Below are 24,757 nucleotides of genomic sequence, written 5' to 3'. Positions count from 1 at the left end.
ATGGAACAAACTCATTTTATCACACAACTGCTGGGAATTAAAGACCCTAATATCCTATTCGACAAGGAAATACTCGATATAAGAACCCATAAGGAATTGAAGGCAATCTTAGATTACCTTGCACCGCCTTGCCCTTACTATCAAGGACAGATGGGAAAATACGATTTCCAGCGTGAATCTAAGCTCCCTTTTCTTGATTGTGCTGGCTATAGGATTTTGATTCGTCTCAAAAAGCGTCGTTTCAAGTGCAAAGACTGTGGAAAAATCGCTGTCGCAGAGACTTCGCTTGTCCCTAAAAATCATCAGATTCCAACCATCGTCAAACAGAAAGTTACCCAGCTTCTCATCGAGAAAGTATCCATGACTGAAATAGCCGACAGACTTTCCATCTCAACATCTACAGTTATTCGAAAACTCAATGAGTTCACGTTCAAGACTAACTTGAATCGTTTGCCTGAAGTGATGAGCTGGGACGAGTATCCCTTCAAGAAGGGAAAGATGAGCTTTATTGTTCAAGATTTTGACACAAATAACATCATCGCTATCCTTGATGGGCGGACACAGGCAGTCATCCGAAATCACTTTCTGAGATACCCTAGACAGGTCAGAAACCGAGTTAAAATCATCACTATAGACATGTTTAGCCCCTATTACAAATTATCTAAGCCCTTCGCTCTCCAGTTTCTAAGCTCAGGCTAAATCAGTCCACTGGACTGATTTACCCCAACAGGACAGTCGAAAACTCAGTAACAAGCGGTTTTACCGCCCTACATTTCGCATGCACTTGACAAAAAAGGAAATAGTCGAACGTCTTTTGGGCTGCTCTGACAAACTTAGGAGGCATTATGACCTCTACCAGCTCTTGCTTTTCCATTTTCAAGAGAAACAAGCTGACTATTTTTTCGACTTAATTGAAGAACAGATAGAGGGTGTCAATCCATTCTTTCAGACTGTTTTTAGGACATTCATGAAAGACAGGGACAAAATTGAAAAGGCATTGGTTTTACCCTATTCAAACGCCAAACTGGAGGCTACAAATAACATCATCAAAGTCATCAAGCGTAATGCCTTTGGATTTCGGAAGATGAAAACTTCAAAAAGCGGATTTTGATTGCCATCAACATCAAAAAAGAGAAGACCAAGCTGATCCTCTCTAGATGTTAGCTTTTCATCTACCCACTACAGTTGACAAAGAGCCGCTTTTCATCTACCCACTACAGTTGACAAAGAGCCGCTTTTCATCTACCCACTACAGTTGATAAAGAGCCGTTGTTCATTGATTAGAAATTCACGTATTCTTTTTGTAATTCAAGAACTTCTTCTGCTGTTGCGCATTCTGTCAATGCACGGTTTGCATATTCTTGCATTTTCGCAGTGTCCAATTGTTTCATCAAGCTACGTGTACGAAGGACAGAAGTGGCACTCATTGAGAACTCATCCAAGCCCATACCCACTAAAAGTGGTACTGCTTGTTGATCTCCTGCCATTTCTCCACACATACCAGCCCATTTGCCTTCAGCATGTGCTGCTTTGATTACATTGTTAATCAAACGAAGGATTGATGGGTTGTATGGTTGATACAAGTATGAAACTTGCTCGTTCATACGGTCAGCAGCCATCGTGTACTGGATTAAGTCATTTGTACCGATTGAGAAGAAGTCAACTTCTTTTGCAAATTGATCCGCAAGCATTGCTGCTGCTGGAATCTCAATCATGATCCCCACTTGGATATTATCTGCAACTGCAACACCTTCTGCAAGCAATTTCGCTTTTTCTTCTTCATAGATTGCTTTTGCTGCACGGAATTCTGTAATCAAGGCTACCATTGGGAACATGATTCGCAATTGACCGTGAACAGAGGAACGAAGAAGGGCACGCAATTGCGTACGGAACATTTGATTTCCAGTTTCAGAAATCGAGATACGAAGGGCACGGAAACCAAGGAATGGATTCATTTCATGCGGAAGATCGAAGTAAGGAAGCTCCTTGTCTCCACCGATATCCATTGTACGAACGACAACTGGCTTACCGTTCATTCCCTCAAGAACAGCCTTGTATGCTTCATACTGCTCATCTTCTGTTGGGAAGTCTTGTGAATCCATGTAAAGGAACTCGGTACGGTAAAGACCGACTGCTTCTGCACCGTTGTCATTCACACCTTCAACGTCTTTTGGTGTACCGATATTGGCAGCAAGCTCAAAATGCTTCCCGTCAGCTGTTACTGTTTGTGCATCCTTCAAAAGAGCCCATTCTGCTTTTTGCTTCGCATAAGCTTCACCAGCTGCTTTAAATGCTGCAATTTCTTCTTCTGACGGACTGATAATCACTTCACCAGTGATACCATTTACCGCAAGAACATCACCGTCTTTAACAACTTCAGTAATGTTGTTTGTACCAAGAACAGCCGCAATTTCAAGGGTACGAGCCATGATAGCTGAGTGACTTGTACGACCACCAATATTGGTAACAAAAGCTTTTACAAAGTTTTTATCTAATTGTGCTGTATCAGAAGGTGTCAAGTCATGAGCAATCACGATAGACTCTTCTGAAATCGCTGCAGGATTTGGCAAACGAACACCCAGCAAATGTGCCAAGACACGCTTAGTCACATCGCGAATATCTGCTGCACGCTCTTGCATGTATGGATTGTCTTCCATGCCTTCAAAAATGGCGATGAACATGTCTGTAACTTCTGTCAATCCACTTTCAGCATTTACTTTTTTCGCACGAATTGTTTCTTTAATTTGACCGACCATTTCTGGGTCAGCAAGAACCATCAAATGGGCATCAAAAACGGCTGCCGCTTCTTCACCAAGGCTAGCTACTGCGTTCTCTCTAATAACAGAAAGCTCGTTTTGTGACGCTTCTAAAGCAGCATCCAAACGAGCTTCTTCTGCATCTGTATCTGTAACTGTAACAGTTTCAAATGACAAATCTGGTTGAACGAGTAGGTATGCCTTCGCAACCGCAACACCATCAGATGCTGCAATTCCTTTAAGCATTTCTGTCATACTCTTATGCCAAACCTTCCTTGTCCATTGTTTCAGTGATAGCTGCGATTGCATCGTCAGCATCAGCACCTTCAGCAGTAATGGTTACATCAGCACCTTGACCAACACCAAGGCTCATAACACCCATGATTGATTTAAGGTTTACTGATTTGTCTTTGTAGTTCAATGTGATATCTGAAGCAAATTTGCTAGCTGTTTGCACAAGCAATGTTGCTGGACGTGCGTGAATACCTGTTTCTGCCACAATGTGGAAATCTTTTGAAGCCATATTTGGATTCTCCTTTATTTTTTCAATATTGAAGGTTAATTGTGGTAACCCTTACAAAGGACATTATACCATTTCTTGAAATCATTTTCAAGAATTTTTTATCTTTCTTTCAAAAATCCTCCTAGGCTAAAAACGAAGCAAAACAAGTTTCTTCATGTAAAAATATGAAAATATTTTGTAAGTTATTCGGAAAACCTCTCAAACGGCATTATAACAAGGTTTACACTATATATAGTGTTTCGATACCAAAAACAACACTATATTTAGTTTTTTAAAGTTGACAATTTTGCCATTTCATTGTATCCTATATGGGTGATTAAAAAAAGGAGAACTGTAATGATTACTGTTTATTCAAAAAATGATTGCGTGCAATGCAAGATGACCAAACGCTTCTTGGACCAACACCAAGTTCCATTTAAGGAAATCAACCTTGATGAACAGCCTGAGTTTATCGAGCATGTCAAAAGTCTTGGATTTTCCGCAGCGCCAGTCATCGAGACAGAAACGGAAAACTTCTCTGGTTTCCAACCTGGAAAATTAAAGAATCTTGTCTCAGCCTAGTCATCTACTATAAAAAAGCATAGAAAGAGTTACCACATGAGTTTGAAAGAATTAGGGGATGTTTCCTACTTCCGTCTGAATAATGAAATCAACCGTCCAGTCAATGGACAAATTCCGCTTCACAAAGACCAAGAAGCGCTCAAGGCCTTTTTCAAGGAAAATGTGCTGCCCAATACCAAACCATTTGCTAGCATTACAGATAAAATTCAGTACCTATTGGAAGAAAACTATCTGGAGCAAGCCTTTTTGGAACAATATAGCCCTGCTTTTATCGAAAAGTTAGCGCAATTCTTGAAAGATCAAAACTTCCGCTTCAAGTCTTTCATGGCAGCCTATAAATTCTACAACCAATATGCCTTAAAGACTAATGATGGTGCCTACTACCTAGAAAGCATGGAAGACCGTGTCCTCTTCAACGCTCTATACTTTGCAGAAGGCAACGAAGAATTAGCTATGGACTTGGCAAATGAAATGATCCACCTCCGCTATCAGCCTGCAACCCCAAGTTTTTTGAACGCTGGTCGTGCACGCCGTGGAGAGCTGGTATCTTGTTTCCTTATCCAAGTGACAGACGACATGAATGCGATTGGTCGCTCCATTAACTCTGCCCTCCAACTTTCTCGTATCGGAGGCGGGGTCGGTATTTCCCTCAGCAATCTACGGGAAGCTGGTGCGCCAATCAAGGGCTATGAAGGAGCAGCCTCTGGGGTCGTTCCAGTCATGAAACTCTTTGAAGATAGCTTCTCTTACTCCAACCAATTGGGACAACGTCAAGGAGCTGGTGTGGTCTACCTCGATGTCTTCCACCCAGACATTATCGCCTTTCTTTCTACTAAGAAAGAAAATGCCGATGAAAAAGTTCGTGTCAAGACTCTTTCTCTTGGTATCACTATTCCAGATAAGTTCTACGAATTGGCTCGTAAGAATGAAGACATGTATCTCTTTAGCCCCTACTCCATCGAGCGTGAATACGGTGTACCATACAGCTACATCGACATCACTGAAAAATACGATGAGTTAGTCGCAAATCCAAAGATTCGCAAGACCAAGATTAAGGCTCGTGACTTGGAAACAGAGATTTCAAAACTCCAGCAAGAATCTGGTTACCCTTATGTCATCAATATTGATACAGCTAACCGCAGTAACCCTGTAGACGGAAAAATCATCATGTCTAACCTCTGTTCAGAGATTCTCCAAGTGCAAGCGCCAAGCGAATTGAACGATGCACAAGAGTACCTCAAAATGGGAACAGATGTGTCATGTAATCTGGGATCAACCAACATTGTCAACTTGATGAAATCACCTGACTTTGGTCGCTCTGTCCGTACCATGACCCGCGCTCTGACCTATGTAACAGACCATTCTCATATCTCAGCCGTACCATCTATTGAACATGGAAATAGCCAAGCCCACTCAATCGGACTGGGTGCAATGGGACTACACAGCTTCCTTGCTCAAAACTTGATTGATTATGGATCGGCTGAAGCTGTTGAATTTACCAATATCTACTTTATGCTCCTCAACTACTGGACGCTCGTAGAATCAAATAACATTGCTCGTGAACGCAAGATGACCTTCCACAACTTTGAAAAATCCAAATATGCGGACGGATCTTACTTCGACAAATATATTACTGGCAACTACCAACCACAATCTGCCCGTGTCAAAGAACTCTTTGAAGGAATCTTTATGCCGAGTGCAGAAGATTGGGTAGCGCTTCGCGATAAAGTACAGGCAGACGGTCTCTACCACCAAAACCGCCTAGCAGTGGCTCCAAACGGCTCAATCAGCTACATTAACGATGTGTCTGCTTCGATTCACCCAATCACTCAACGGATTGAAGAGCGCCAAGAAAAGAAAATTGGTAAAATCTACTATCCAGCAGCAGGTCTTGCAACAGAAACCATTCCATTCTACAAGTCAGCCTATGACATGGACATGCGCAAAGTTATCGATGTCTATGCTGCTGCAACTGAACACGTTGACCAAGGTCTCTCTCTGACCCTCTTTATGCGCAGCGATATTCCACAAGGCATCTACGAGTGGAAAACTGAAAACAAACAGACCACACGTGACCTTTCTATCTTGCGTAACTATGCCTTCAATAAAGGTGTTAAATCAATTTACTACGTCCGTACCTTTACAGATGACGGCGAAGAAGTTGGCGCAAATCAATGTGAAAGCTGTGTGATTTAAGAACCTATATTTATAAGTGAAGTAATTCTAATCGGGAGCTTATACTCTATAAAAAGCAACGATGAGTAGCGAAAAATAAGCCCTGAATAGAGTTGCTGAGTTGTGAATACAGTTTCTAAGACAAATAGAACGGAGTGTGGATAGGATTTCATGGAAATCACGATGAATCCCACTCCCTCTCTTTTTGCATAAATCTCTATCCTTTAGACCACTCGCTAAAAATATGGTATAATGGTCTGAATACTGTAATAGAAAGTGATACTTATGGAAACTTACTACAAAGCCATAAACTGGAATGCGATTGAAGATGTCATTGACAAGTCAACTTGGGAAAAATTGACCGAGCAATTCTGGCTCGATACCCGTATCCCGCTCTCTAATGACTTAGATGATTGGCGCAAATTAAGTGCCGAAGAAAAAGACTTGGTTGGAAAAGTCTTTGGAGGATTGACGCTTCTAGATACCCTCCAATCCGAAACAGGGGTGCAAGCCCTTCGCCAAGACATTCGGACACCACATGAGGAAGCCGTCTACAACAATATCCAGTTCATGGAATCGGTACACGCTAAATCCTACTCATCTATCTTCTCAACTCTTAATACCAAATCTGAAATCGATGAGATTTTTGACTGGACCAACAGTAACGAATATCTCCAGCGTAAAGCTCAAATCATCAACGAAATTTATGAGACAGGCACACCTCTGGAGAAAAAAGTAGCTAGCGTATTCCTTGAAACCTTCCTCTTTTACTCTGGTTTCTTCACACCGCTCTACTACCTCGGCAATAACAAGCTTGCAAACGTCGCTGAAATCATCAAATTAATCATTCGTGACGAATCTGTTCATGGAACCTATATCGGCTACAAATTCCAGCTTGGATTTAACGAATTATCTGAAGATGAGCAAGAAAAGCTCCGCGACTGGATGTATGACCTCCTTTATCAACTCTATGAAAATGAAGAAGGCTATACAGAGAGCCTCTATGACGGTGTTGGTTGGACCGAGGAAGTCAAGACCTTCCTTCGCTACAATGCCAACAAGGCCCTCATGAACCTAGGACAAGATCCACTCTTTCCTGATTCAGCCGATGATGTCAACCCGATTGTCATGAACGGTATCTCGACCGGTACATCCAACCACGACTTCTTCTCCCAAGTCGGAAACGGCTACCTCCTCGGTAGTGTTGAAGCCATGCAAGACAATGACTATCTCTACGGTTTATAAACAAAAAACGACTGGAAATCATTTTCCAGTTCTTTTTTATCCCAATAGCTAGCAAGATACATCTCATACTCAATGAAAAGCAAAAATAGCTATTTTATCTTATAAATATCTACTCTTTAAGAAAATGGATTGAACGAAGCGAGCCAAAGGCGGCACATTCGAAATAGTGGTATGACCAGCACAGCAAAGTAGTTGCTAGTCACGGCATTTTTGAAACCTTGATTTCAAAAATGAACAATTGAAACTCCAAGAGAGGTTGCGGTAAACAAAACCTGACCCAATCACTATCTTGACGTTGTCAATGTCACCAATTTATATTTTTTAAGCTTGTTAATGATGGATCAGTTGGTTATTTTTGAATTTCAATGAGTATGATTATCACGAAGACTATTCACTGGTGGGAAAGCGAGCAATCAAAAAGAAGTGAGGACATTCACTTCTTTTTAGAATAGTATCATCACAAAAGATAAGAGATTATTAGCAACATGCAGTCCGACAGAATAACGTAAGTCTCGTTTTGCCAAGTACAGCCATCCTAGACTCGCTCCCATGGTGAAATAGATTAAAAAGTCTGATACTGTACGTGGTCCATGTGCCAAACAGAATAGACCACTGCTCAAGAGCAAATAGAAAATAAGACTGATCTTTTTAGTCAAATTTGGGAAGAAATAACCCGCAAACACTCCTCTAAAGAGCAGCTCTTCCATAATAGGTGCAAAAACGACAACTGCAAAGAAAGAAAAGAGTGGTTGTCCCAAGATACTTTGTTCTACAAGCTGTTGGTTCTCACTAGGAGGGACTGGAAGGGCCAGTTGCGCAACAAGGAGTAGGATAAACAAGCCGATTGGATAGAGGATATTAGACAGCCACGGTTTTGGCAGTTCAATCGTGATGTCTTTTTTACCATATACATACTTCCAGTAAAGATAGGACATTACTGTCAGAAAAACGAGACCAATCACTCCAAAAATCGGCACCATACGCTCTGCCCATTCAGCAGGTATATCAGGTCTCTGCTGTGCTACCATGTCAAACGTTAACAAAGCTGCTCCATTTAAATAGGCATATAGGGCAAGAAACCATAAAACAATGCGAATAACTATTTTTTTCATCTTTTTCTCCTTATTTGAAGTAATTTTTAACTTGCTGAATCCCTCTGAAATTAATATAAATATGGATAAAGGCGACAATCAGAAAGGCTAACAGCTGAAATTCTTGTAACAACATTGAAATAATAGCAATAAGTGGATACAAGACTGGTAAGACAATTTGATTCAGTTGAAAGAGAGTCATAAAGCTATTTTCGTAATTCGCCTCTCGCTCTCCCTCATCGTAACTCCTTACTAAATTCAAAGCATCTTCTGGCATGGCGAATCTAGGAAAATCATAGTTCCGTACAAAACTCAGCGTTTTTTGAAGATTTTTCAGAAGAAAGAACAAAACCAAGTACAATAGCACAGGTATGATCATACTCAGCCAATGAGTAAAATGAATTGTCACCATGTATAGGCTACCGAAGAGAGAAAAAATCATACTGATTGAAAAGATATTAAAGGCAATGGTTCCATATTCCAACTTCCTAAAAGAAGAGGTGTGAAACGTATCCATCCCTTGTTCGTCATCTCTTTCTTCTGCCTTTTGATAGGCAATCATATCTCGACGACTGTAGCTTAAGAAATACCATGTCAAACCAGCCAATAAGATACCTGCTACTTGAGCAAGGTACACATATCCGTCTAAAATTAACAATGGGCGTATAACTTCTTTAAATGCAACACCTTGTGCAATTCCTTTACCAAAAAAATAACCAATCAATCCACACACAAATCCACACACAAATAGAAAGCCAACTGTACGTAATCGTTTCTGCATTTTCATTCCCTCACCTCATTATCTTTACCAAAAGCATTCCCCATACTTGCTACAAGCCCAGCAATGATGAGCCAATCTTCTAACTGAAAAACGTAACCCATTAAACATCTTACCAACATTGCAAGCATTCCAAGAATCCAGCTTGCTTTGAGTACCATTCTGCCTGTAATAACGATTTCATTTTTCTTCATTTTTAATTTCCTTTGCTGTCTTCTTCTATCAGCAAGCAAGACAGAGCTGGTAGGATAATGAGAAATTCGTTTGTCACATCATAGTTTCCTGCAAAGACTTTCCCAGCTACATAGCCCATCATAAATAGTCCAAATAGCAACGCGACTACTTTAAAAGATATCTCATTTCCTGCTTGAATCTGTTTCTTTTTCATATTATTTCTCCTACTCTCACTCTACTTCATGCTTGATGGAAGAACTATTCTTCTTCCTCTAAGCGAAAGACTTTCTCCAAGGGTTCGTTGAAAATTTGGGCAATTTTAAGGGCAATGATGACAGATGGGGTGTACTCTCCCCGCTCAATCAAGCTAATGGTTTGTCTTGAAACTCCAGCTTCCTTTGCTAAAGCCGTTTGGTTTAACCCATCTCTGGCTCGTAATTCCTTGAGCCTATTTTTGAGTATCATGCATGTCAGCTCCTTTCTTTAAAAACACTTTTATTTTTTTGATAAAAGCAAATTCCTAGCCCCATTAGTAACACTGGAAAATAACGATTTTCACTCCCAAATCCTGTATGTAGCACCTTAATAAGAAGAATTAAACTTGCTGTCCCAAAAAATTCAAATAAAAAATTTATCAGAATTTCCTGCATGATTTTCAGTTTCATATTATCTTCCTCCTTAACTTGATTTTATTGTAACACATCTTTTTCTTTTTGACAACTATATTTGTCAAAAAAATAATAATTTTTGTCAAAAAGTTTATTATCTTAGTCAGAATAACTAGTTCCCTTGTCAAAACTCAACTTAAATGACCTATGAACACTAAAAAAGTAGTCTGGAAATCCAGACTACTTTGTCTTCTTATAGATGGTTGCCAACTTCTGCCAAGAGTTTTCCAATTGCAGAGGCATCGCTTCCTCCTGCCATAGCCATGTCTGGTTTACCACCACCGCGACCAGCTACGATTGGAGCGAGTTCTTTAATCAGATTTCCTGCATGGACATCCTTGGTCTTGCTTGCGACCAAGACATTAACTTTTTCACCAATAGCAGCGACGAGCACCAAGACATCTGAATAATCTTTTTGTTTCCAGTTATCAGCAAAAGTACGTAGTGCTCCTGCATCTGACACTTCGATTTGGCTAGCAATATAGAGCAACCCATTTGCTTCTTTGACATCTTTGAAAATATCACCAGCCGCAGCTGCTGCTGCTTTTTCTTTCAAGGCTGCATTTTCTTTTTGCAATTCACGCAACTGTTCTTGCAGGTTTGCGACCTTGTTTGGTACTTCTTTGATTTGTGGTGCTTTAATGGTTGTAGCCACTGCTTTAAGCAATTCTTCTTCTTCACGGTAGGCAAGGAAGGCTTCACGGCTGGTTACTGCGATGATACGACGAGTTCCAGAACCAATTCCTTCTTCTTTGACAATTTTGAAGAGGCCGATTTCAGCAGTATTTGCCACATGTGTACCACCACACAATTCGATAGAATAATCACCGATGGTTACAACGCGGACTTCTTTGCCATATTTTTCACCAAAGAGAGCCATTGCCCCCATTTCTTTCGCCGTGTCAATGTCTGTCTCGACTGTCACGACTGGAAGAGCTGCCCAGATTTGGGCGTTGACTTCTTCTTCGATACGACGGAGTTCTTCAGCTGTTACGGCTTCAAAGTGGGTAAAGTCAAAGCGTAAGAATTCTTGCTCATTGAGAGAACCCGCCTGTGTTGCATGCTCACCGATGACATGGTGAAGAGCTGCATGTAACAAGTGAGTCGCTGTATGGTTTTTCATGACGCGGTGGCGACGATGGGTATCAATCGTAAGTGTATAGGTTGCTCCTGTACGCAATTCTTCAAGTACTTCCGCAGTGTGAAGCGGTTGACCATTTGGTGCTTTTTGGACATCTTTGATACGAGCGACAAGCTGACCAGTTTCATCAACAATAACACCATGGTCTGCTACCTGTCCACCCATTTCCGCATAGAAAGGGGTTTGGTCAAAGACTAACAAGGCTTCACCACTTGCTAGGCTATCTACACGCGCATTGTCTGCAATCATGACCACTAGGCTTGCGGTCAACTCGTCTGCACCATAGACAAAGGTAGACTCTTCGGTAATACCTGCAAGGGTCTCATTTTGCATGCCCATTGAGCCGCCCTTGACAACAGACGCACGTGCACGCTCTTGCTGCTCTTTCATGGCTGTTTTAAAGCCTTCGTGGTCAATGGCAAATCCTTGATCTTCTGCTAATTCTTCTGTCAATTCAACGGGGAATCCGTAGGTATCATAGAGTTTGAAAATATCTTTTCCTTCGAGGGTTGATTTTCCAGCTTCTTTCAACTCAGCTAACAATTCATCCAAGTGGATTGAACCCGCATCAATGGTACGTGCAAAGGTTTCTTCTTCTCGTTTAACGATTTTTTCAATAAATTCATGCTTTTCAAGCACTTCTGGATAGTAACTTTCCATGATGTGACCGACCGGCACAACTAATTTGTACAAGAAGGATTCGTTAATGCCCAAGCGACGACCATGCATGACCGCACGGCGAAGCAAACGACGAAGAACATAGCCACGTCCCTCATTTCCAGGAAGAGCACCGTCACCAATCGCAAAGGAAAGGGCACGAATATGGTCTGCAATGACCTTAAAGCTCATGTTATCCCCGTCTGAATCATAGATTTTACCAGATAGTTTTTCCACTTCACGGATAATCGGCATGAAGAGATCTGTTTCAAAGTTGGTCTTAGCCCCTTGGAAAATCGCAGCCAATCGCTCTAAACCAGCACCCGTATCAATGTTTTTATTTGGCAATTCCTTGTACTCAGAGCGCGGTACTTCTGGATCTGCGTTGAATTGAGAGAGAACGATATTCCAAATCTCGATGTAACGGTCATTTTCAATATCTTCTTCTAAGAGACGAATACCGATATTTTCTGGGTCAAAAGCTTCTCCACGGTCAAAGAAAATTTCTGTATCTGGCCCAGAAGGTCCTGCACCAATTTCCCAGAAGTTGTCCTCAAGCGGAATCAAGTGACTTGGGTCAACCCCTAGAGCAAGCCAACGGTTGTAAGAATCGGTATCGTCTGGGTAGTAGGTCATGTAGAGCTTTTCTTTTGGAAAACCAAACCACTCTGGGCTTGTCAACAGTTCAAAGCCCCACTCAATTGCTTCATCGCGGAAATAATCTCCGATAGAAAAGTTCCCAAGCATTTCAAACATGGTGTGGTGACGGGCTGTCTTTCCGACATTTTCAATATCGTTGGTCCGAATGGACTTTTGAGCATTGGTAATCCGTGGATTTTCAGGAATTACTGAGCCGTCGAAGTATTTTTTGAGGGTTGCTACCCCAGAGTTAATCCACAAGAGAGTTGGATCGTTGACTGGGACAAGATTAGCAGATGGTTCTACTGAATGCCCCTTTGACTTCCAGAAGTCCAACCACATTTGACGAATTTGTGCACTAGATAATTGTTTCATTTTTCCTATTTCCTTTCCTTTACGTTGCGGCAGCTGCTGAGGCACTCCGCATCTCCTTCACATAATCAATTGCAATCACAAGAGCAATTGTGACATCTGCATACGCATCTTCATAGACTGTAACTTGGTAGGTCGAAGTCATCCGAAACCATTCTTGGTCGATTTTCGCAACCACAGTACCATTATGGATTAAGTCAAACTTCATATCCCAGAAATCACCAATCACCTCGAGACCTAAATTCTCAATCTCGTACCGAGGCTTGAACTAAGAGAATTTCTTCTGAATGGTGAATGGGGCTTGTCCTAAGACCTTAACCTCGAAGCGAGAGAAGAACCCAGAGAATTTCCTCTGAATAGTGCTAACAAGCTGTCCATTAGCACTGCGAATCTCAAAGTTTTTAAACCATTTGAGCAGACTGCCTTCGACTTGGTAACAGAGTTGACCACGGTCATCTTTGATATCAAATTTGCCACCCCAGGACCAAAAACGTTGCTTAATCTGAAATTGTTTCATCCTAGACCTCCAAAAGAAAAAACAAGAACACTAACGAAGGGCGAAAAACCGCGGTACCACCTTCATTCAATGAACTTGTCATTCTCATTTTTTATGCAATTGTCATGACTAAGTAGCAAGATAGTCTACCTTATATGGCTCGCACCGACCGCCAATTCTCTGAAATAAGGGGATAGAATATCCATTCTTAATCTTATTTATCTTTTTCTGAACTTGATTCGTTGGTCTCAGAACCGCTTGATGCTTCTGTTGAAGAAGCTGAACTTGAAGCGCTTGAAGAATCTCCAGTTGGAATGTATTGTGACAAGATCCCTTGGAAGGCTTGGTCTTTCACTTTAACATTGGCTTTCTTGAAAACTTCTGAAATCACGTTTTTCACATAGGTTGCATCAGCTTGTTTTGATTTGATGAAGCTATCTTTCAAGATATCTTTGTACTCTTTCCAGTCAGCAGCTTTTTCTGATTTGGAATTCAACTTCACGACATAGTAGCTGACTTGATAGTTTGAAAGGTTGACACTTTTGACAACGGAAGCTCCTACTTGATCATTGTTTAGAGCAAAGACTGCTGTCTTCACTTCATTTGGTACAGTTGTAGAAGTTGAGTCAAATTTAACTGTTCCACCATTTGCCTTGGTTTCAGCATCAGTTGAGTTATCTTTTGCTAATTGTGCAAAATCTGCACCTTCAGCCTGTGCTTGAGCCAAGATTTCATTTGCTTTTGCTTCATCTGCTAATTTAATGATTTGAGCAGTTACTTCTGGTGTATAAGCATCATAGGCAGCCTTGTATGCATCATCTGTCAATTCTTTTTCGGCTTTTTCTTTTACTGCAAATTCAACTAATTTGTTGGTACGAATTTGTTGTCTATACGTTTCTTCTGTTAATCCTGCAGAAGATAAAGCAGGTGCAAATGAATTACCTAATTTCTTTGAAATCTCATCGTAGGCCTTGTCCACATCTTTTGAAGAGACTTCTTTACCATATTGTTCTTCAAACACATCGCTAATCACCATTGATAGGAGGACTTGTTGTGCTTGTTGGTTGGTTTTCACACGCTCATAAAATTCTGATACGTTGATGGTGTTGCCTTTCATGGTCACGATATCCTTGTTAGACCCGTTTGAACAAGCTGCAAGCGTTACTGCTGCAAACAAGGTTACAGCTCCTGCGAGAATTTTTTTAGTCTTCATTATGAATTATTTCTCCTTTTTTATTAACTGTACCATTATACCATAATTGCTTAAAAATTACTTAAATTTCTTCTGTAGGGAGGACTACATCTTCTACGTTTTTTCTAAGCATGAGTAAACCGTCACTCATAGATACTAAACTCGCCGTCAGGTCAGGATTATCCAAGGTTGCATCAAACAAACGTTGTAGTCCTCGATAAATGGTTCGCTGACCACGACGGACTTCCATAATATCTCGTGCAACATCTCCCCCTTGGAAAATATCATCCAGAATAATCAAGCCTCCGACCTTCACCTTCTTTAAAACCTCTGGCAAAAAGACGATGTACTTGGACTTGGCCGAATCCATAAAGACAAAATCATAACTATCGTCTGGCAAGGTCGGCAAAATCTCCAGAGCCTCGCCCTCAAGTAAGCAAATCTGGTTACGTGTATCATACTTGGCGAAATTGTCCTTGGCAAAGCTGATCATCTCCTCGTTACGATCAATGGTCGTAATCTTGGAAGTCGGGCTATTTTCTGCCATTAATAAAGCAGAATACCCAATAGCTGTTCCAATTTCTAAGATAGACGCAGGCTGTAGCAATTGCATGAGTAAGCGAAAATAAGCTGTTGTCTCGTGAGGAATAATGGGAATGTTTTCCTTGCGTGCAAATTCTTCTAACTCTTTCAAAAATCCTGTATTTTGCGCCTGACGTGTCCGCATCATTTCCACAATCTCTTCCTTTACTACTGGACGGCGCATGTTGTGGTTTGCGTTTTTACTGTATGATTCTACCATTTTTTCAGTATAACATAAGGGATTTAGACGGTCAAGAATCGGTTTCTGATACTCGTCAAAAAAGAGGGAGTGAGATAAAAATCGGTATTTCGCAAAAATCGATTTTATCGTCTTTACTTTCCATTTTTTAGACTCAGGTATCAATAGTCACTCCCCTGACTATCCTCGCTCTCTAGTTTCTAGGCTCAGGTATCAATAGTCACTCCCCTGACTATTGATATACGTCAAACTGTTAAATCTACAAAAGAAGCGAGGCTGGACACTTTTGTCTCAGCCACGCTTCTGTTTATGATAGATGAACACCTTTTTCAACTAAGGCTTCTAGCTCTGTCAAGCGGGCTTCAAAGACCTTGAAGGCATCGTTCAAGTACTCTTCCCGAGTCATATCGACACCAGCTTTTTTGATGACATTGAGTGGATAATCTGAGCTACCTGCTTTGAGGTAATCAAGATAGTGCTCCTTATCTTCTTGGGTGCCATGAACAATCTTATGAGAAAGGGCAGATGCTGCTGCAAAACCTGTTGCGTATTGGTATACGTAGAAATTGTAATAGAAATGCGGAATACGTGCCCACTCAAATTGAATTTGTGGATTTTCTTCAGCAGACAAACCGTAGTATTTCTCATTGATTTCTGCATACAAATGATTTAAGAAATCAGCTGTTAGGACTTCTCCTGCTTGGTCTGCCTGGTAGATGGCTTGTTCAAACTCAGCAAATTGGGTTTGGCGGAAGACTGTCCCACGGAATCCGTCCAAATAATGGTTCAAAATCGCAAAGCGCGTCTTGTCGTCTTCTACTTCTGACAAGAGTTTTTCCGTCAAGAGATTCTCATTGGTGGTTGAGGCAATCTCTGCTAGGAAAATCGAATAGTGGCCATAAACATAAGGCTGGTTCTTACGTGTAAACATGGAATGAAGCGAATGTCCTGTCTCATGGATGAGAGTATAGAGGTTGTCTAGCGTATCCTGCCAGTTCAAGAGCATAAAGGCGTTGGTATCATAGGCTCCTCCTGAATAAGCTCCTGAGCGTTTTCCTTCATTTTCATGCACGTCAATCCAGCGATTTTCAAAGGTTTCTTTAACCTGTGTACTATACTCGTCACCAAAAATAGTCAAGGTGTCTGCCGCCTTTTCTAAGGCATCTTCATAGGTAAATTTGTAATCCACATCAGAAAGTGGTGTGTACATATCATACATCTTCAAATCGTCAATACCGAGCAATTTCTTGCGCAAGTTAATATAGCGATGTAGAAGTGGCAAATGCTTGTTGACCGCTGCTACCAAGGTATCGTAGACCGATTCTGGAATAAAGTTGGCAGACAAGGCAGCATGACGGGCGCTGTCGTATTTGCGCAAGCGAGCTTTTAGGTTATTCACCTTAACATTTGATTGCAATGTTTTTGCATAGGTGTGCTGGAATTGCTCATAGGTAGTATACATCGCCTCATAAGCATCCTTACGCACCTCACGGTTGCTTGATTCCATAAAGGAAATGTAGCTACCATGCGAAAGCGGTACGAGCTCACCTTCTTCGTTAGTAATCTCTGGGAAGCGGATGCTGGCATTATCAAGAACAGAAAAGGTTTCTGATGGTGCATCAAAGACCTCGCTTGTTGCAGCTAGCACTTCTTCAACTTCGTGTGACAAGACATGAGCTTTTCCTGCTAATAATTTCTCAAACTGGTGGCTGTATTGCTTCAAGGCTGGCTCTTCTTCCATGAAAGCCGCCAACTGCTCTTCTGTCACAGTTAAAAATTCTGGCTCATAGAAAGCAAAGGCTTGTGAAAGAGTTGAATACAAACCTAGGGCCTTAGCCTGAAATTCTTGGTACTTTCCTTCACGTGTATCTTGGTCATTTTTCATAGACGCATAAACATAGAGCGTTTCCATGCGGCGCATGAGACCCAGCTGCGTTTCGCTAATTTCTAATAAACGCTGAGCAGAGTCTAGCAAATGCCCTGCAAAACCAGCTGTCGCCTCGACATCTGATTGAAGAGCTGCAAGTTCTGTCTCCCATGCTTCGTCTGTTGGAAAAATCGTGGTCAAGTCCCACTGGTATTTTTCTTCAATTTCACTACGTTGTTTTGTCATAATTGATTTACCTCCGTATCTTTTATTCTACCACAAATCCAAGGTTGCTTCTAACGTTAAATCAGATTTTTCTTGAGAATGGTCTGATAAAAGATTGGCGGATAGAGATACTGCTCCTTTTTACAGGCTAGTTGCTGGTAATAGGTCTGAAAATTAGCGTAATAATCTGTCATATCCTGCTGAACTTGAACAAATCCAGCTCCTGACTGGGGCGGGCGAATTTGGGGATAAAAATCATCGAGGCTTTGAGTGAGTAGATTTCTCCCTTCCTGGTAAAGCTGGGCTTGGACAGCCATCCATTTGGGAGACTGGTAACGGAGCTTTCGGGCGATATAAGCCAACAACTGTCCATCTGGCTTCCCTTTTAGTACAGCTACTTTTTCCCCTTGATATGGAAAACGTAATATCGTCAATAAGTTCCCCATTCCAAAGGAAAATTCCTTGGTCAAACACTGCATGCGACCATGCAAATCCTCGTGGATCAGATAGCGCAGACGTAACTTTTTGCGCTTTAATTCTAACTCCCAGACAAAAAAGCCCGTGTGCTCGCTAAAAGATAGAAACTGCTTTTGCAAGTTGGTCAAACGTGTCTTCAACCATAAATCTTTTCCTAAAAGCCACAAGACACGATAGCCTGCCTGCTGGTAGGAACGCGTCCGCTCTTGTAAGCGACTAAGTGGCAAACTCGAACATTGGATTTCAAGAGCCAGTCTGTCTTCTATGAAGATATCTGCAATCTGCTCAATCTCAGGCAGACGCTTTTCGAGTTCTGCCTGGCTATCTTGCAAAGCCCACTGATACAAACTTGTCTTCAACTGAAGGTGTTGTTCCGATTCATTTTCTGAAAAATAATGGCAATTTTTCAATGAAATATGCGCAAAATGGGGTCGCATAACTTGCCCTTTGCGTAAGCGTACAGGTCCACCACAGCCGGGACAAAAAAACACTTGACCGTCTACTGTTTGCTGTTCGAGTAAGTGGACAGACTGTCCTTGTTCATTTTTTGCAACTAGCATAAGCCCTCCTGTCTATTCATTCGTAAAAAAAGTTGAACAATTTTCAGTTGTTCAACTTTTGATATTTTTCTTCACAAACAGTAGCCGTCCCTTGTTTTGATAGTTATTAAATTAACTTTGCTAACATGAACTGTTGATAGCTAAATCTAGAAGGTTGAAGCAAAAAAACAAAGTAAGTGGATTTGTTTGATTTCTTAGGAGAATGTTTATCCAATCACACTACCGTTTGGTACACTAGCATCAACTGTCAAGAGGGTTAAGCTATCCCCATGTTCAGCAGATAAAATCATACCTTGACTGATATGCCCCATCATCTTACGCGGTTTGAGGTTGGCTACAATTTGCACTTTTTTACCGACCAATTCTTGCTCATTTGGATAGTATTTGGCGATACCTGAAAGAATTTGGCGGTCTTCCTTGTCACCAGCGTCCAAGCGGAATTGAAGTAATTTATCACTACCTTCAACTTTTTTAACTTCTTTGACTTCCGCCACACGGATTTCGACCTTTTCAAAGTCATCAAACTTGATTTCCTTGCGATTCAAGGTCAATTCAACCTCTTCTGGTTTCCATTCTTTTTCAGTAGCTACAGCTGGCTGACCTGCTGCCATTTGTTCCTTGATGTAGGCAATTTCTTCGTCCATATCAAGACGTGGGAAGATTGGCTGACCTTTTGCAACAACGCTTAGACCTGTGGGCAAATCAGCAAGAGCTAAGTTTTCGAGACTTTCTGCTTTGTCCATACCCAGCTGCTCTAGAATAGCGCTACTTGTTGCCATCATGAATGGCCCAATCAAATGAGCCACCACACGAAGACTTGCTACTAAGTGGCTCATCACAGCAGCCAGTTCGCTTCGTTTGTCTTCCTCTTTTGCTAACAGCCATGGAGCTGTTTCATCGATATACTTGTTGGTACGGGCAATCAGAGTCCAGACTGCTTCCAAAGCACGTGGATAATCCACCGCATCCATTTGCTTATGGTATTCTGCGATTGCTTCTGCTGCTACCTGTGCCAAATCCGCATCAAAGGCTGTCACATTTTCTGCATAGGTAGGCACTTGTCCATCAAAGTATTTATTCACCATAGCCACCGTACGGTTGAGGAGGTTTCCAAGGTCATTGGCGAGTTCGTAGTTAATCCGCCCTACATAATCCTCTGGCGTAAAGGTCCCATCTGAACCGACCGGTAAACTTCTCATAAGATAGTAACGCAAAGGATCGAGTCCATAGCGTTCCACTAACATATCGGGATAGACAACATTTCCTTTAGACTTAGACATTTTGCCGTCTTTCATGACAAACCAACCGTGGGCAATCAGGCGTTCTGGTAATGGTAAATCGAGCATCATGAGGAGGATTGGCCAGTAAATAGAGTGGAAACGTAAGATGTCTTTAGCGACCATGTGATAGACACTACCATTATTCCAGAATTTATCAAAATTCGCATGATTTTCTTGACCGTAACCAAGGGCTGTCGTATAGTTCAAGAGGGCATCAATCCAGACATAGACAACATGTTTTGGATTGGACGGCACTGGAACTCCCCAGGTAAAGGAAGTCCGACTGACTGCCAAATCCTCAAGACCAGGCTCGATAAAGTTTTTCACGATTTCATTCATCCGTCCGTCTGGCTGGATAAAATCAGGACGTTCTTTAAAGAAGGCTACCAAGCGATCCGCATACTTGCTCAAACGAAGGAAGTAGGATTCTTCTGATACCCATTCCACCTCATGACCAGAAGGGGCGATTCCCCCAATCACCTTGCCTGCTTCATCTCGAAAGACTTCTGCTAATTGGCTTTCGGTGAAAAATTCCTCATCAGAAACAGAATACCAACCAGAATATTCCCCTAGGTAAATATCGTCTTGTGCCAGTAAACGTTCAAACACTTCTGCGACTACCGTTTCATGGTAGTCGTCTGTCGTACGAATAAAGCCGTCATACGAAATATCTAGGAGTTTCCATAATTCTTTGACCCCCACAGCCATGCCGTCCACATATTCTTGCGGAGTAATACCAGCTTCAGCTGCCTTGTCTTGAATCTTTTGGCCATGCTCATCAAGACCTGTCAACGAGAAAACATCATAGCCCATGAGGCGCTTGTAACGCGCCAAAACATCGCAGGCAATCGTAGTTGTCGCGTTTCCAATGTGGAGCTTTCCAGAAGGGTAGTAAATGGGGGTCGTAATGTAAAAATTCTTTTCTGTCATAACTTTTCCTTTCAGGGCAAATGAAACCCAGTTCTATCGTTTTATTATATCACAAAAAAGAGCCTGATAACAGACAAAATATCCCTTAAATATCCGCTGTGCAAATAGCTCTTCTCAAATGATTGAGCTAGAAATACGACCACTTTCTATACTTTTTGATATAATACAAACAGAAGAAACTACTCACAGAAAAGGATAGATTATGAAACTCATCTCATGGAATATTGATTCCCTCAATGCAGCCTTAACCAGCGACTCTGCTCGTGCACAATTGTCACAAGCTGTCTTGCAAACGATCATTACAGAAGACGCGGATATTATCGCCATCCAAGAAACGAAATTATCAGCCAAAGGGCCTACAAATAAACACGTGGAAATTTTAGATCAACTCTTTCCAAACTATGAACACACATGGCGTTCATCTGTCGAACCAGCTCGTAAGGGCTATGCAGGAACCATGTTTCTCTATAAAAAAGACTTGACACCCACCATTACTTTCCCAGAAATTGGAGCGCCAACGACCATGGACTTGGAAGGGCGAATCATCACCCTAGAATTTGACAATTTCTTTGTGACCCAAGTTTACACACCAAATGCGGGAGACGGGTTGAAGCGCCTCAGTGATCGCCAAATTTGGGATGAAAAATATGCAGAATATCTAGCAAAACTCGATCAAGAAAAGCCCGTTCTTGCAACAGGCGACTATAACGTTGCCCACCACGAAATCGACCTTGCAAATCCTGCCAGCAACCGCCAATCACCTGGATTTACCGATGAAGAGCGTGCCGGATTCACCAATCTCCTTGCCCAAGGCTTCACCGATACCTTCCGCCACTTGCACGGTGACCTTCCTCATCAATACACGTGGTGGGCACAACGCAGCAAGACCAGCAAAATCAACAACACCGGCTGGAGAATTGACTACTGGCTCACCAGCAATCGTGTAGCTGATAAGGTCTCCAAGTCTGAGATGATTGACTCAGGCGCCCGCCAAGACCACACCCCAATCGTTATGGAGATTGATCTCTGACATAATGACTATGCTCTGTGTCACAGATAGAGAACAGTACTAAAGTCAGAGAGCTTCGCTCTCGCCTCAGATTGAAGAAAAAGTCCATTTTGAACAATTTTCTTCAATCTTTTTTCTTTTACTTGAGAAATAAAAAACTCTTAGAAATGCCGCTATATCAGCATTTCTAAGAGTTTCTGTTATATAGTAGTCAACCCCAAAGATAAAATTTTTTCTATCTCTAATAGGGTTTGTCTACGTTCTGAGGCAGAGAGCTTCGCTCTCGCCTCCTTTAACTTCTCTCTAAGCTACAATACATTACAATCTATGCACTTACTATAGATAACTACTTCTTCGTTCACTGTCACCCTATAAAAGGTAAGTAAGCCGTACTAGTTTCTCTTTTTCTCCATAATCATCAATTTTCCTTTTGAACCTTCCACATCTCTTTTTACAACAACAAATCCTGAATGTTTATATGCTTTTTGGGCAACTCTATTTTTTTCATTTACAGCTAGTATAATATGGTTCACATCTAATGTTAAGGTTGAATCGATAAAGGTAAAGATGTCATTCAGAGCATGAGATCCATAGCCTTGATTTCTGAAGTTATCATCAATAGAAAAGCCCCTAACAAGTGCATAATCCTCTTGATTATATCCATACTCTTTAGGACCAGCATTTACGTGCAGGCAAAAAAAGCCGATGAGGTTCCCATCTTTATGATCAAGTATTGCGACCGGATACCTATCCCTATCTTTTTTTGACATTTCAATAATATTTTGGGGAGTATCGGTATGCGTACTGTCACATAAAGAATAGGTCTGCAATAAACGGCCATGTTCAATTTCATGATACAAGGATAGCATCACCATCATTAGCTCCTTTATCTTTCTTCTCTTACAACCCTAATTCTTTATAAGCTGTGCGGTAGCCAATCTGCAGGATTTTGCCGTCCTGAATGAGCAGAGGACGCTTGATGAGCATACCGTCATTTGCTAGTAAATCTAGAGCTTGATCCACCGTCAACTGATTAAATTTGTCTTTTAACCCGAGAGCACGATAGCTATTGCCAGAGGTATTGAAATATTTCTTGAGCTCAAGCCCTGTCGCTTCCATCCACTCTTTTAACTGACTAGCTTTGGGTGGATTGGTCTTAATGTCAATCGCCTCAAATTCAAGTCCCAGAGCTTGTAATTCAGCCTTAGCTGTTCGACAGGTTGAACATTTGGGGTATTCGTAAAATGTTAACATGTATTGTCCTCTTTTTTTCATTGATGATTCATGGGTGAGTAACCAGTTTTTCTTCTCAAGACCGGCTGCATAGCCTGTCAATTGCCCCTTACTGCCTACTACTCGGTGGCAAGGAATCAGAATCGCAATCGGATTTTTGCCCACCGCACCACCGACCGCTTGACCAGAAGCCATGCCCAAGCGCTTGGCAATTTGACCATAGGTCATGGTATGCCCATCGGGGATTTCTTGAAGCACTTGCCAAACATTTTTTTGAAATGGTGTAGCAGGAACGTCTAGCGCTAAAGTGGAAACATCAACTGTCCGACCAGCAAAATAATCATCCAACAAGGAAACGGCCTGTCTTAGGACAGGGTGTTCTGTCATCAGTGGTTTCTCTGTGATACCACGTTCAAAATACTGTTGATTTTCAAACCAAATACCGCGTAATCCTTTATCTGTTGCAATGATAGATAGCTCCCCTAGCGGTGATGAATACAGGCATTTATAGTACATCATCTTGGAATTTCTTATTGATGTTTGGCTTTCCTTCTGGATTCAACAAGGGACGCAATTCCCCATCCCCTAGACGGAGATACTCGACACCAGTTTCCTTATCAACCCAGAGGGCTGTAATGAGATTCACTTGAAAGACTTCAAAGCGTTCTTTTAATTCTTTCACATATTCTTTTCGTTCTTTTTTATCCATTAGTTTTTCCTACCTTCGATGATACGAACCTTGACAATATTCTCATCACTTTCAAATTGCTCAGCAAGTGCCTTGATTTTTTCCTTATCTGCCTCATCCAAGTCAAGCATGGTGTAAGCATAGTCACCTTTCGAACGATTGAGGATATTGTCAATATTGATATTTAAGCTAGAGACAGCTGTCGAAATCTTAGCCACCATATTTGGCACATTTTTATTGATTAAGGTAATCCGAAATGGTGTTGATAAGGCTTGGTGCATATTTGGGAAATTGACCGAGTTCGTAATTTCTCCTGTTTCCATAAAACGACGAATGGTCTGACTAGCCGCAATGGCACAGTTTAACTCAGCTTCCTCTGTTGAACCACCAACATGGGGGAAAACTGTAATGTGGGGCTTGTTGAGTAAGTCTTCTGTTCCGAAATCTGTCACATATTGACCAACAACACCTGTTGCAATAGCATCAAACAAATCTTGATGATTCACCAATTCTCCACGAGCAAAGTTGATAATGGTCGTTCCTTTTTTCATCATCGCAAATGCTTGCGCATTGAACAAGTCACGTGTCTGTTCCGTTAGCGGTACGTGAACTGTGATGTAGTCTGACTGCGCAAAAATCTCCTTCAAATCAGCAACACGTTTGACATGGCTTGAAATGCTCCATGCAGTTTCAACCGATACGTAAGGGTCATAGCCCAAGACGTTCATTCCCAAACGGCGAGCATCATTGGCTATTCTGGCTCCAATGGCCCCTAGTCCAATGACACCAAGGGTTTTCCCTGTAATTTCTGTTCCTGCAAATTGCTTTTTCCCTGCTTCAACTTGCTTTGGTACATCATCACCTGATAGGGTGTTGGTCCATGCACTAGCGCTAATATAGTCACGCGCAGAGAGCAAAATAGAGGCTAGGACTGCTTCTTTTACCGCATTAGCATTGGCTCCTGGTGTATTAAAAACGACAATTCCTTGGGCTGTTGCTTCTTCGATAGGGATATTGTTGGTTCCTGCACCTGCACGGGCAATCGCTTTTAGATTCTCAGGAAAAGCAACACCATGTAAATTTTCAGAGCGAATAATAAAAGCATCTGGATTAGCCGCCTGATCTCCATCGATCTGAAATTGATTTCCTAATTCTTTCAAGCCAATTTGGTTAATATTGTTAAAGGTTCGTACACTAAATACCATGTTATTTCCTAAAAGGGAGTGGCTTGCCCCCATT

At 41.6% G+C, this 24,757-nt stretch carries 22 protein-coding genes and 3 pseudogenes; 5 read left to right on the top strand and 20 right to left on the bottom strand.

Annotated features, from left to right (window positions below):
* Window positions 1-1,164 (top strand): annotated as a pseudogene (locus tag CHF41_RS04515) (transposase); the annotation flags it as partial.
* Between the two features lie 116 nt (window positions 1,165-1,280).
* Here CHF41_RS04515 and ptsP read toward each other — a convergent pair.
* Window positions 1,281-3,011: a phosphoenolpyruvate--protein phosphotransferase gene (gene ptsP, locus CHF41_RS04510; RefSeq protein WP_119876179.1), complete on the bottom strand. Its 1,731-nt coding sequence runs from the start codon at window positions 3,009-3,011 to the stop codon at window positions 1,281-1,283.
* A 4-nt stretch (window positions 3,012-3,015) separates the two neighbouring features.
* Window positions 3,016-3,279 (bottom strand): phosphocarrier protein HPr, encoded by a 264-nt coding sequence (locus CHF41_RS04505; RefSeq protein WP_018378296.1) that lies wholly within the window; start codon window positions 3,277-3,279, stop codon window positions 3,016-3,018.
* A gap of 336 nt (window positions 3,280-3,615) precedes the next feature.
* Here CHF41_RS04505 and nrdH point away from each other — a divergent pair, with 336 nt between their 5' ends.
* The 3 genes from nrdH to nrdF all read left to right on the top strand — a co-directional run bounded on the left by nrdH (window position 3,616) and on the right by nrdF (window position 7,260).
* The gene (nrdH, locus tag CHF41_RS04500) at window positions 3,616-3,840 is read left to right on the top strand and encodes a glutaredoxin-like protein NrdH (RefSeq protein ID WP_119876178.1); all 225 of its coding nucleotides are present in this window, start codon (window positions 3,616-3,618) and stop codon (window positions 3,838-3,840) included.
* 36 nt (window positions 3,841-3,876) lie between these two features.
* Window positions 3,877-6,036: a class 1b ribonucleoside-diphosphate reductase subunit alpha gene (nrdE, locus tag CHF41_RS04495; RefSeq protein ID WP_119876177.1), complete on the top strand. Its 2,160-nt coding sequence runs from the start codon at window positions 3,877-3,879 to the stop codon at window positions 6,034-6,036.
* Window positions 6,037-6,300: 264 nt separating this feature from the next.
* Window positions 6,301-7,260 (top strand): class 1b ribonucleoside-diphosphate reductase subunit beta, encoded by a 960-nt coding sequence (nrdF, locus tag CHF41_RS04490; RefSeq protein ID WP_119876176.1) that lies wholly within the window; start codon window positions 6,301-6,303, stop codon window positions 7,258-7,260.
* A gap of 443 nt (window positions 7,261-7,703) precedes the next feature.
* Here nrdF and CHF41_RS04485 read toward each other — a convergent pair whose 3' ends face one another.
* The 13 genes and pseudogenes from CHF41_RS04485 to metG form a co-directional block, all read right to left on the bottom strand.
* Entirely contained in the window at window positions 7,704-8,372 is a 669-nt protein-coding gene (locus CHF41_RS04485) for a CPBP family intramembrane glutamic endopeptidase (RefSeq protein WP_119876175.1), read from the bottom strand.
* A 10-nt stretch (window positions 8,373-8,382) separates the two neighbouring features.
* Window positions 8,383-9,132, bottom strand: coding sequence for a DUF3169 family protein (locus CHF41_RS04480; protein ID WP_162911916.1), 750 nt, complete (start codon window positions 9,130-9,132; stop codon window positions 8,383-8,385).
* A 2-nt stretch (window positions 9,133-9,134) separates the two neighbouring features.
* Complete coding sequence (locus tag CHF41_RS04475; RefSeq protein ID WP_119876173.1) at window positions 9,135-9,323, bottom strand: hypothetical protein; 189 nt, start codon at window positions 9,321-9,323, stop codon at window positions 9,135-9,137.
* Window positions 9,324-9,325: 2 nt separating this feature from the next.
* On the bottom strand, window positions 9,326-9,517 hold the full coding sequence (locus CHF41_RS04470) for a hypothetical protein (RefSeq protein ID WP_119876172.1): 192 nt from the start codon (window positions 9,515-9,517) through the stop codon (window positions 9,326-9,328).
* A gap of 44 nt (window positions 9,518-9,561) precedes the next feature.
* Window positions 9,562-9,768 (bottom strand): helix-turn-helix transcriptional regulator, encoded by a 207-nt coding sequence (locus CHF41_RS04465; RefSeq protein ID WP_119876171.1) that lies wholly within the window; start codon window positions 9,766-9,768, stop codon window positions 9,562-9,564.
* Window positions 9,769-9,773: 5 nt separating this feature from the next.
* A complete protein-coding gene (locus tag CHF41_RS04460) occupies window positions 9,774-9,968 on the bottom strand; it encodes a hypothetical protein (RefSeq protein ID WP_119876170.1) in 195 nt (64 codons plus the stop codon).
* A gap of 196 nt (window positions 9,969-10,164) precedes the next feature.
* Window positions 10,165-12,783 (bottom strand): alanine--tRNA ligase, encoded by a 2,619-nt coding sequence (gene alaS, locus CHF41_RS04455; protein ID WP_119876169.1) that lies wholly within the window; start codon window positions 12,781-12,783, stop codon window positions 10,165-10,167.
* Between the two features lie 19 nt (window positions 12,784-12,802).
* Window positions 12,803-13,297 (bottom strand): annotated as a pseudogene (locus CHF41_RS04450) (LURP-one-related/scramblase family protein).
* A 193-nt stretch (window positions 13,298-13,490) separates the two neighbouring features.
* Window positions 13,491-14,489: a peptidylprolyl isomerase gene (locus CHF41_RS04445; RefSeq protein ID WP_338058443.1), complete on the bottom strand. Its 999-nt coding sequence runs from the start codon at window positions 14,487-14,489 to the stop codon at window positions 13,491-13,493.
* A gap of 61 nt (window positions 14,490-14,550) precedes the next feature.
* Window positions 14,551-15,270: an O-methyltransferase gene (locus tag CHF41_RS04440; protein ID WP_119877133.1), complete on the bottom strand. Its 720-nt coding sequence runs from the start codon at window positions 15,268-15,270 to the stop codon at window positions 14,551-14,553.
* 286 nt (window positions 15,271-15,556) lie between these two features.
* Complete coding sequence (pepF, locus tag CHF41_RS04435) at window positions 15,557-17,362, bottom strand: oligoendopeptidase F (protein ID WP_119876167.1); 1,806 nt, start codon at window positions 17,360-17,362, stop codon at window positions 15,557-15,559.
* A 56-nt stretch (window positions 17,363-17,418) separates the two neighbouring features.
* A complete protein-coding gene (locus tag CHF41_RS04430; RefSeq protein WP_119876166.1) occupies window positions 17,419-18,378 on the bottom strand; it encodes a competence protein CoiA in 960 nt (319 codons plus the stop codon).
* A gap of 206 nt (window positions 18,379-18,584) precedes the next feature.
* Window positions 18,585-20,588, bottom strand: a complete 2,004-nt coding sequence (gene metG, locus CHF41_RS04425) for a methionine--tRNA ligase (protein ID WP_119876165.1) — start codon at window positions 20,586-20,588, stop codon at window positions 18,585-18,587.
* A 202-nt stretch (window positions 20,589-20,790) separates the two neighbouring features.
* Between metG and CHF41_RS04420 the strand changes: the two genes are divergently transcribed.
* Complete coding sequence (locus CHF41_RS04420; RefSeq protein ID WP_119876164.1) at window positions 20,791-21,618, top strand: exodeoxyribonuclease III; 828 nt, start codon at window positions 20,791-20,793, stop codon at window positions 21,616-21,618.
* Between the two features lie 371 nt (window positions 21,619-21,989).
* Here CHF41_RS04420 and CHF41_RS04415 read toward each other — a convergent pair whose 3' ends face one another.
* The 5 genes and pseudogenes from CHF41_RS04415 to CHF41_RS04395 all read right to left on the bottom strand — a co-directional run bounded on the left by CHF41_RS04415 (window position 21,990) and on the right by CHF41_RS04395 (window position 24,723).
* Window positions 21,990-22,475: a GNAT family N-acetyltransferase gene (locus CHF41_RS04415; RefSeq protein ID WP_240622967.1), complete on the bottom strand. Its 486-nt coding sequence runs from the start codon at window positions 22,473-22,475 to the stop codon at window positions 21,990-21,992.
* 22 nt (window positions 22,476-22,497) lie between these two features.
* Window positions 22,498-22,851 (bottom strand): arsenate reductase family protein, encoded by a 354-nt coding sequence (locus CHF41_RS04410; RefSeq protein ID WP_119877131.1) that lies wholly within the window; start codon window positions 22,849-22,851, stop codon window positions 22,498-22,500.
* A 24-nt stretch (window positions 22,852-22,875) separates the two neighbouring features.
* Window positions 22,876-23,346, bottom strand: a pseudogene (locus CHF41_RS04405) (methylated-DNA--[protein]-cysteine S-methyltransferase); the annotation flags it as partial.
* Window positions 23,336-23,539, bottom strand: a complete 204-nt coding sequence (locus CHF41_RS04400; RefSeq protein WP_119876163.1) for a DUF6440 family protein — start codon at window positions 23,537-23,539, stop codon at window positions 23,336-23,338. The pseudogene CHF41_RS04405 and the gene CHF41_RS04400, both read right to left, overlap by 11 nt.
* On the bottom strand, window positions 23,539-24,723 hold the full coding sequence (locus CHF41_RS04395) for a phosphoglycerate dehydrogenase (RefSeq protein ID WP_119877130.1): 1,185 nt from the start codon (window positions 24,721-24,723) through the stop codon (window positions 23,539-23,541). Before CHF41_RS04395 ends, CHF41_RS04400 begins: the two co-directional genes overlap by 1 nt.
* Window positions 24,724-24,757: the final 34 nt, after the last annotated feature.

This window comes from Streptococcus respiraculi (assembly GCF_003595525.1).
In the GTDB taxonomy this organism is placed as follows: Bacteria; Bacillota; Bacilli; order Lactobacillales; family Streptococcaceae; genus Streptococcus; species Streptococcus respiraculi.
The sequence above is the reverse complement of the archived record's forward strand: the minus strand, read 5'-3'. Positions and strand labels throughout refer to the sequence as shown.

Bases quoted from the DNA above. Each gene is read 5' to 3' on its own strand.
- ptsP (WP_119876179.1), bottom strand. From the start codon at position 3,011: ATGACAGAAATGCTTAAAGGAATTGCAGCATCTGATGGTGTTGCGGTT.
- CHF41_RS04505 (WP_018378296.1), bottom strand. From the start codon at position 3,279: ATGGCTTCAAAAGATTTCCACATTGTGGCAGAAACAGGTATTCACGCA.
- nrdH (WP_119876178.1), top strand. From the start codon at position 3,616: ATGATTACTGTTTATTCAAAAAATGATTGCGTGCAATGCAAGATGACC.
- nrdE (WP_119876177.1), top strand. From the start codon at position 3,877: ATGAGTTTGAAAGAATTAGGGGATGTTTCCTACTTCCGTCTGAATAAT.
- nrdF (WP_119876176.1), top strand. From the start codon at position 6,301: ATGGAAACTTACTACAAAGCCATAAACTGGAATGCGATTGAAGATGTC.
- CHF41_RS04485 (WP_119876175.1), bottom strand. From the start codon at position 8,372: ATGAAAAAAATAGTTATTCGCATTGTTTTATGGTTTCTTGCCCTATAT.
- CHF41_RS04480 (WP_162911916.1), bottom strand. From the start codon at position 9,132: ATGCAGAAACGATTACGTACAGTTGGCTTTCTATTTGTGTGTGGATTT.
- CHF41_RS04475 (WP_119876173.1), bottom strand. From the start codon at position 9,323: ATGAAGAAAAATGAAATCGTTATTACAGGCAGAATGGTACTCAAAGCA.
- CHF41_RS04470 (WP_119876172.1), bottom strand. From the start codon at position 9,517: ATGAAAAAGAAACAGATTCAAGCAGGAAATGAGATATCTTTTAAAGTA.
- CHF41_RS04465 (WP_119876171.1), bottom strand. From the start codon at position 9,768: ATGATACTCAAAAATAGGCTCAAGGAATTACGAGCCAGAGATGGGTTA.
- CHF41_RS04460 (WP_119876170.1), bottom strand. From the start codon at position 9,968: ATGAAACTGAAAATCATGCAGGAAATTCTGATAAATTTTTTATTTGAA.
- alaS (WP_119876169.1), bottom strand. From the start codon at position 12,783: ATGAAACAATTATCTAGTGCACAAATTCGTCAAATGTGGTTGGACTTC.
- CHF41_RS04445 (WP_338058443.1), bottom strand. From the start codon at position 14,489: ATGAAGACTAAAAAAATTCTCGCAGGAGCTGTAACCTTGTTTGCAGCA.
- CHF41_RS04440 (WP_119877133.1), bottom strand. From the start codon at position 15,270: ATGGTAGAATCATACAGTAAAAACGCAAACCACAACATGCGCCGTCCA.
- pepF (WP_119876167.1), bottom strand. From the start codon at position 17,362: ATGACAAAACAACGTAGTGAAATTGAAGAAAAATACCAGTGGGACTTG.
- CHF41_RS04430 (WP_119876166.1), bottom strand. From the start codon at position 18,378: ATGCTAGTTGCAAAAAATGAACAAGGACAGTCTGTCCACTTACTCGAA.
- metG (WP_119876165.1), bottom strand. From the start codon at position 20,588: ATGACAGAAAAGAATTTTTACATTACGACCCCCATTTACTACCCTTCT.
- CHF41_RS04420 (WP_119876164.1), top strand. From the start codon at position 20,791: ATGAAACTCATCTCATGGAATATTGATTCCCTCAATGCAGCCTTAACC.
- CHF41_RS04415 (WP_240622967.1), bottom strand. From the start codon at position 22,475: ATGATGGTGATGCTATCCTTGTATCATGAAATTGAACATGGCCGTTTA.
- CHF41_RS04410 (WP_119877131.1), bottom strand. From the start codon at position 22,851: ATGTTAACATTTTACGAATACCCCAAATGTTCAACCTGTCGAACAGCT.
- CHF41_RS04400 (WP_119876163.1), bottom strand. From the start codon at position 23,539: ATGGATAAAAAAGAACGAAAAGAATATGTGAAAGAATTAAAAGAACGC.
- CHF41_RS04395 (WP_119877130.1), bottom strand. From the start codon at position 24,723: ATGGTATTTAGTGTACGAACCTTTAACAATATTAACCAAATTGGCTTG.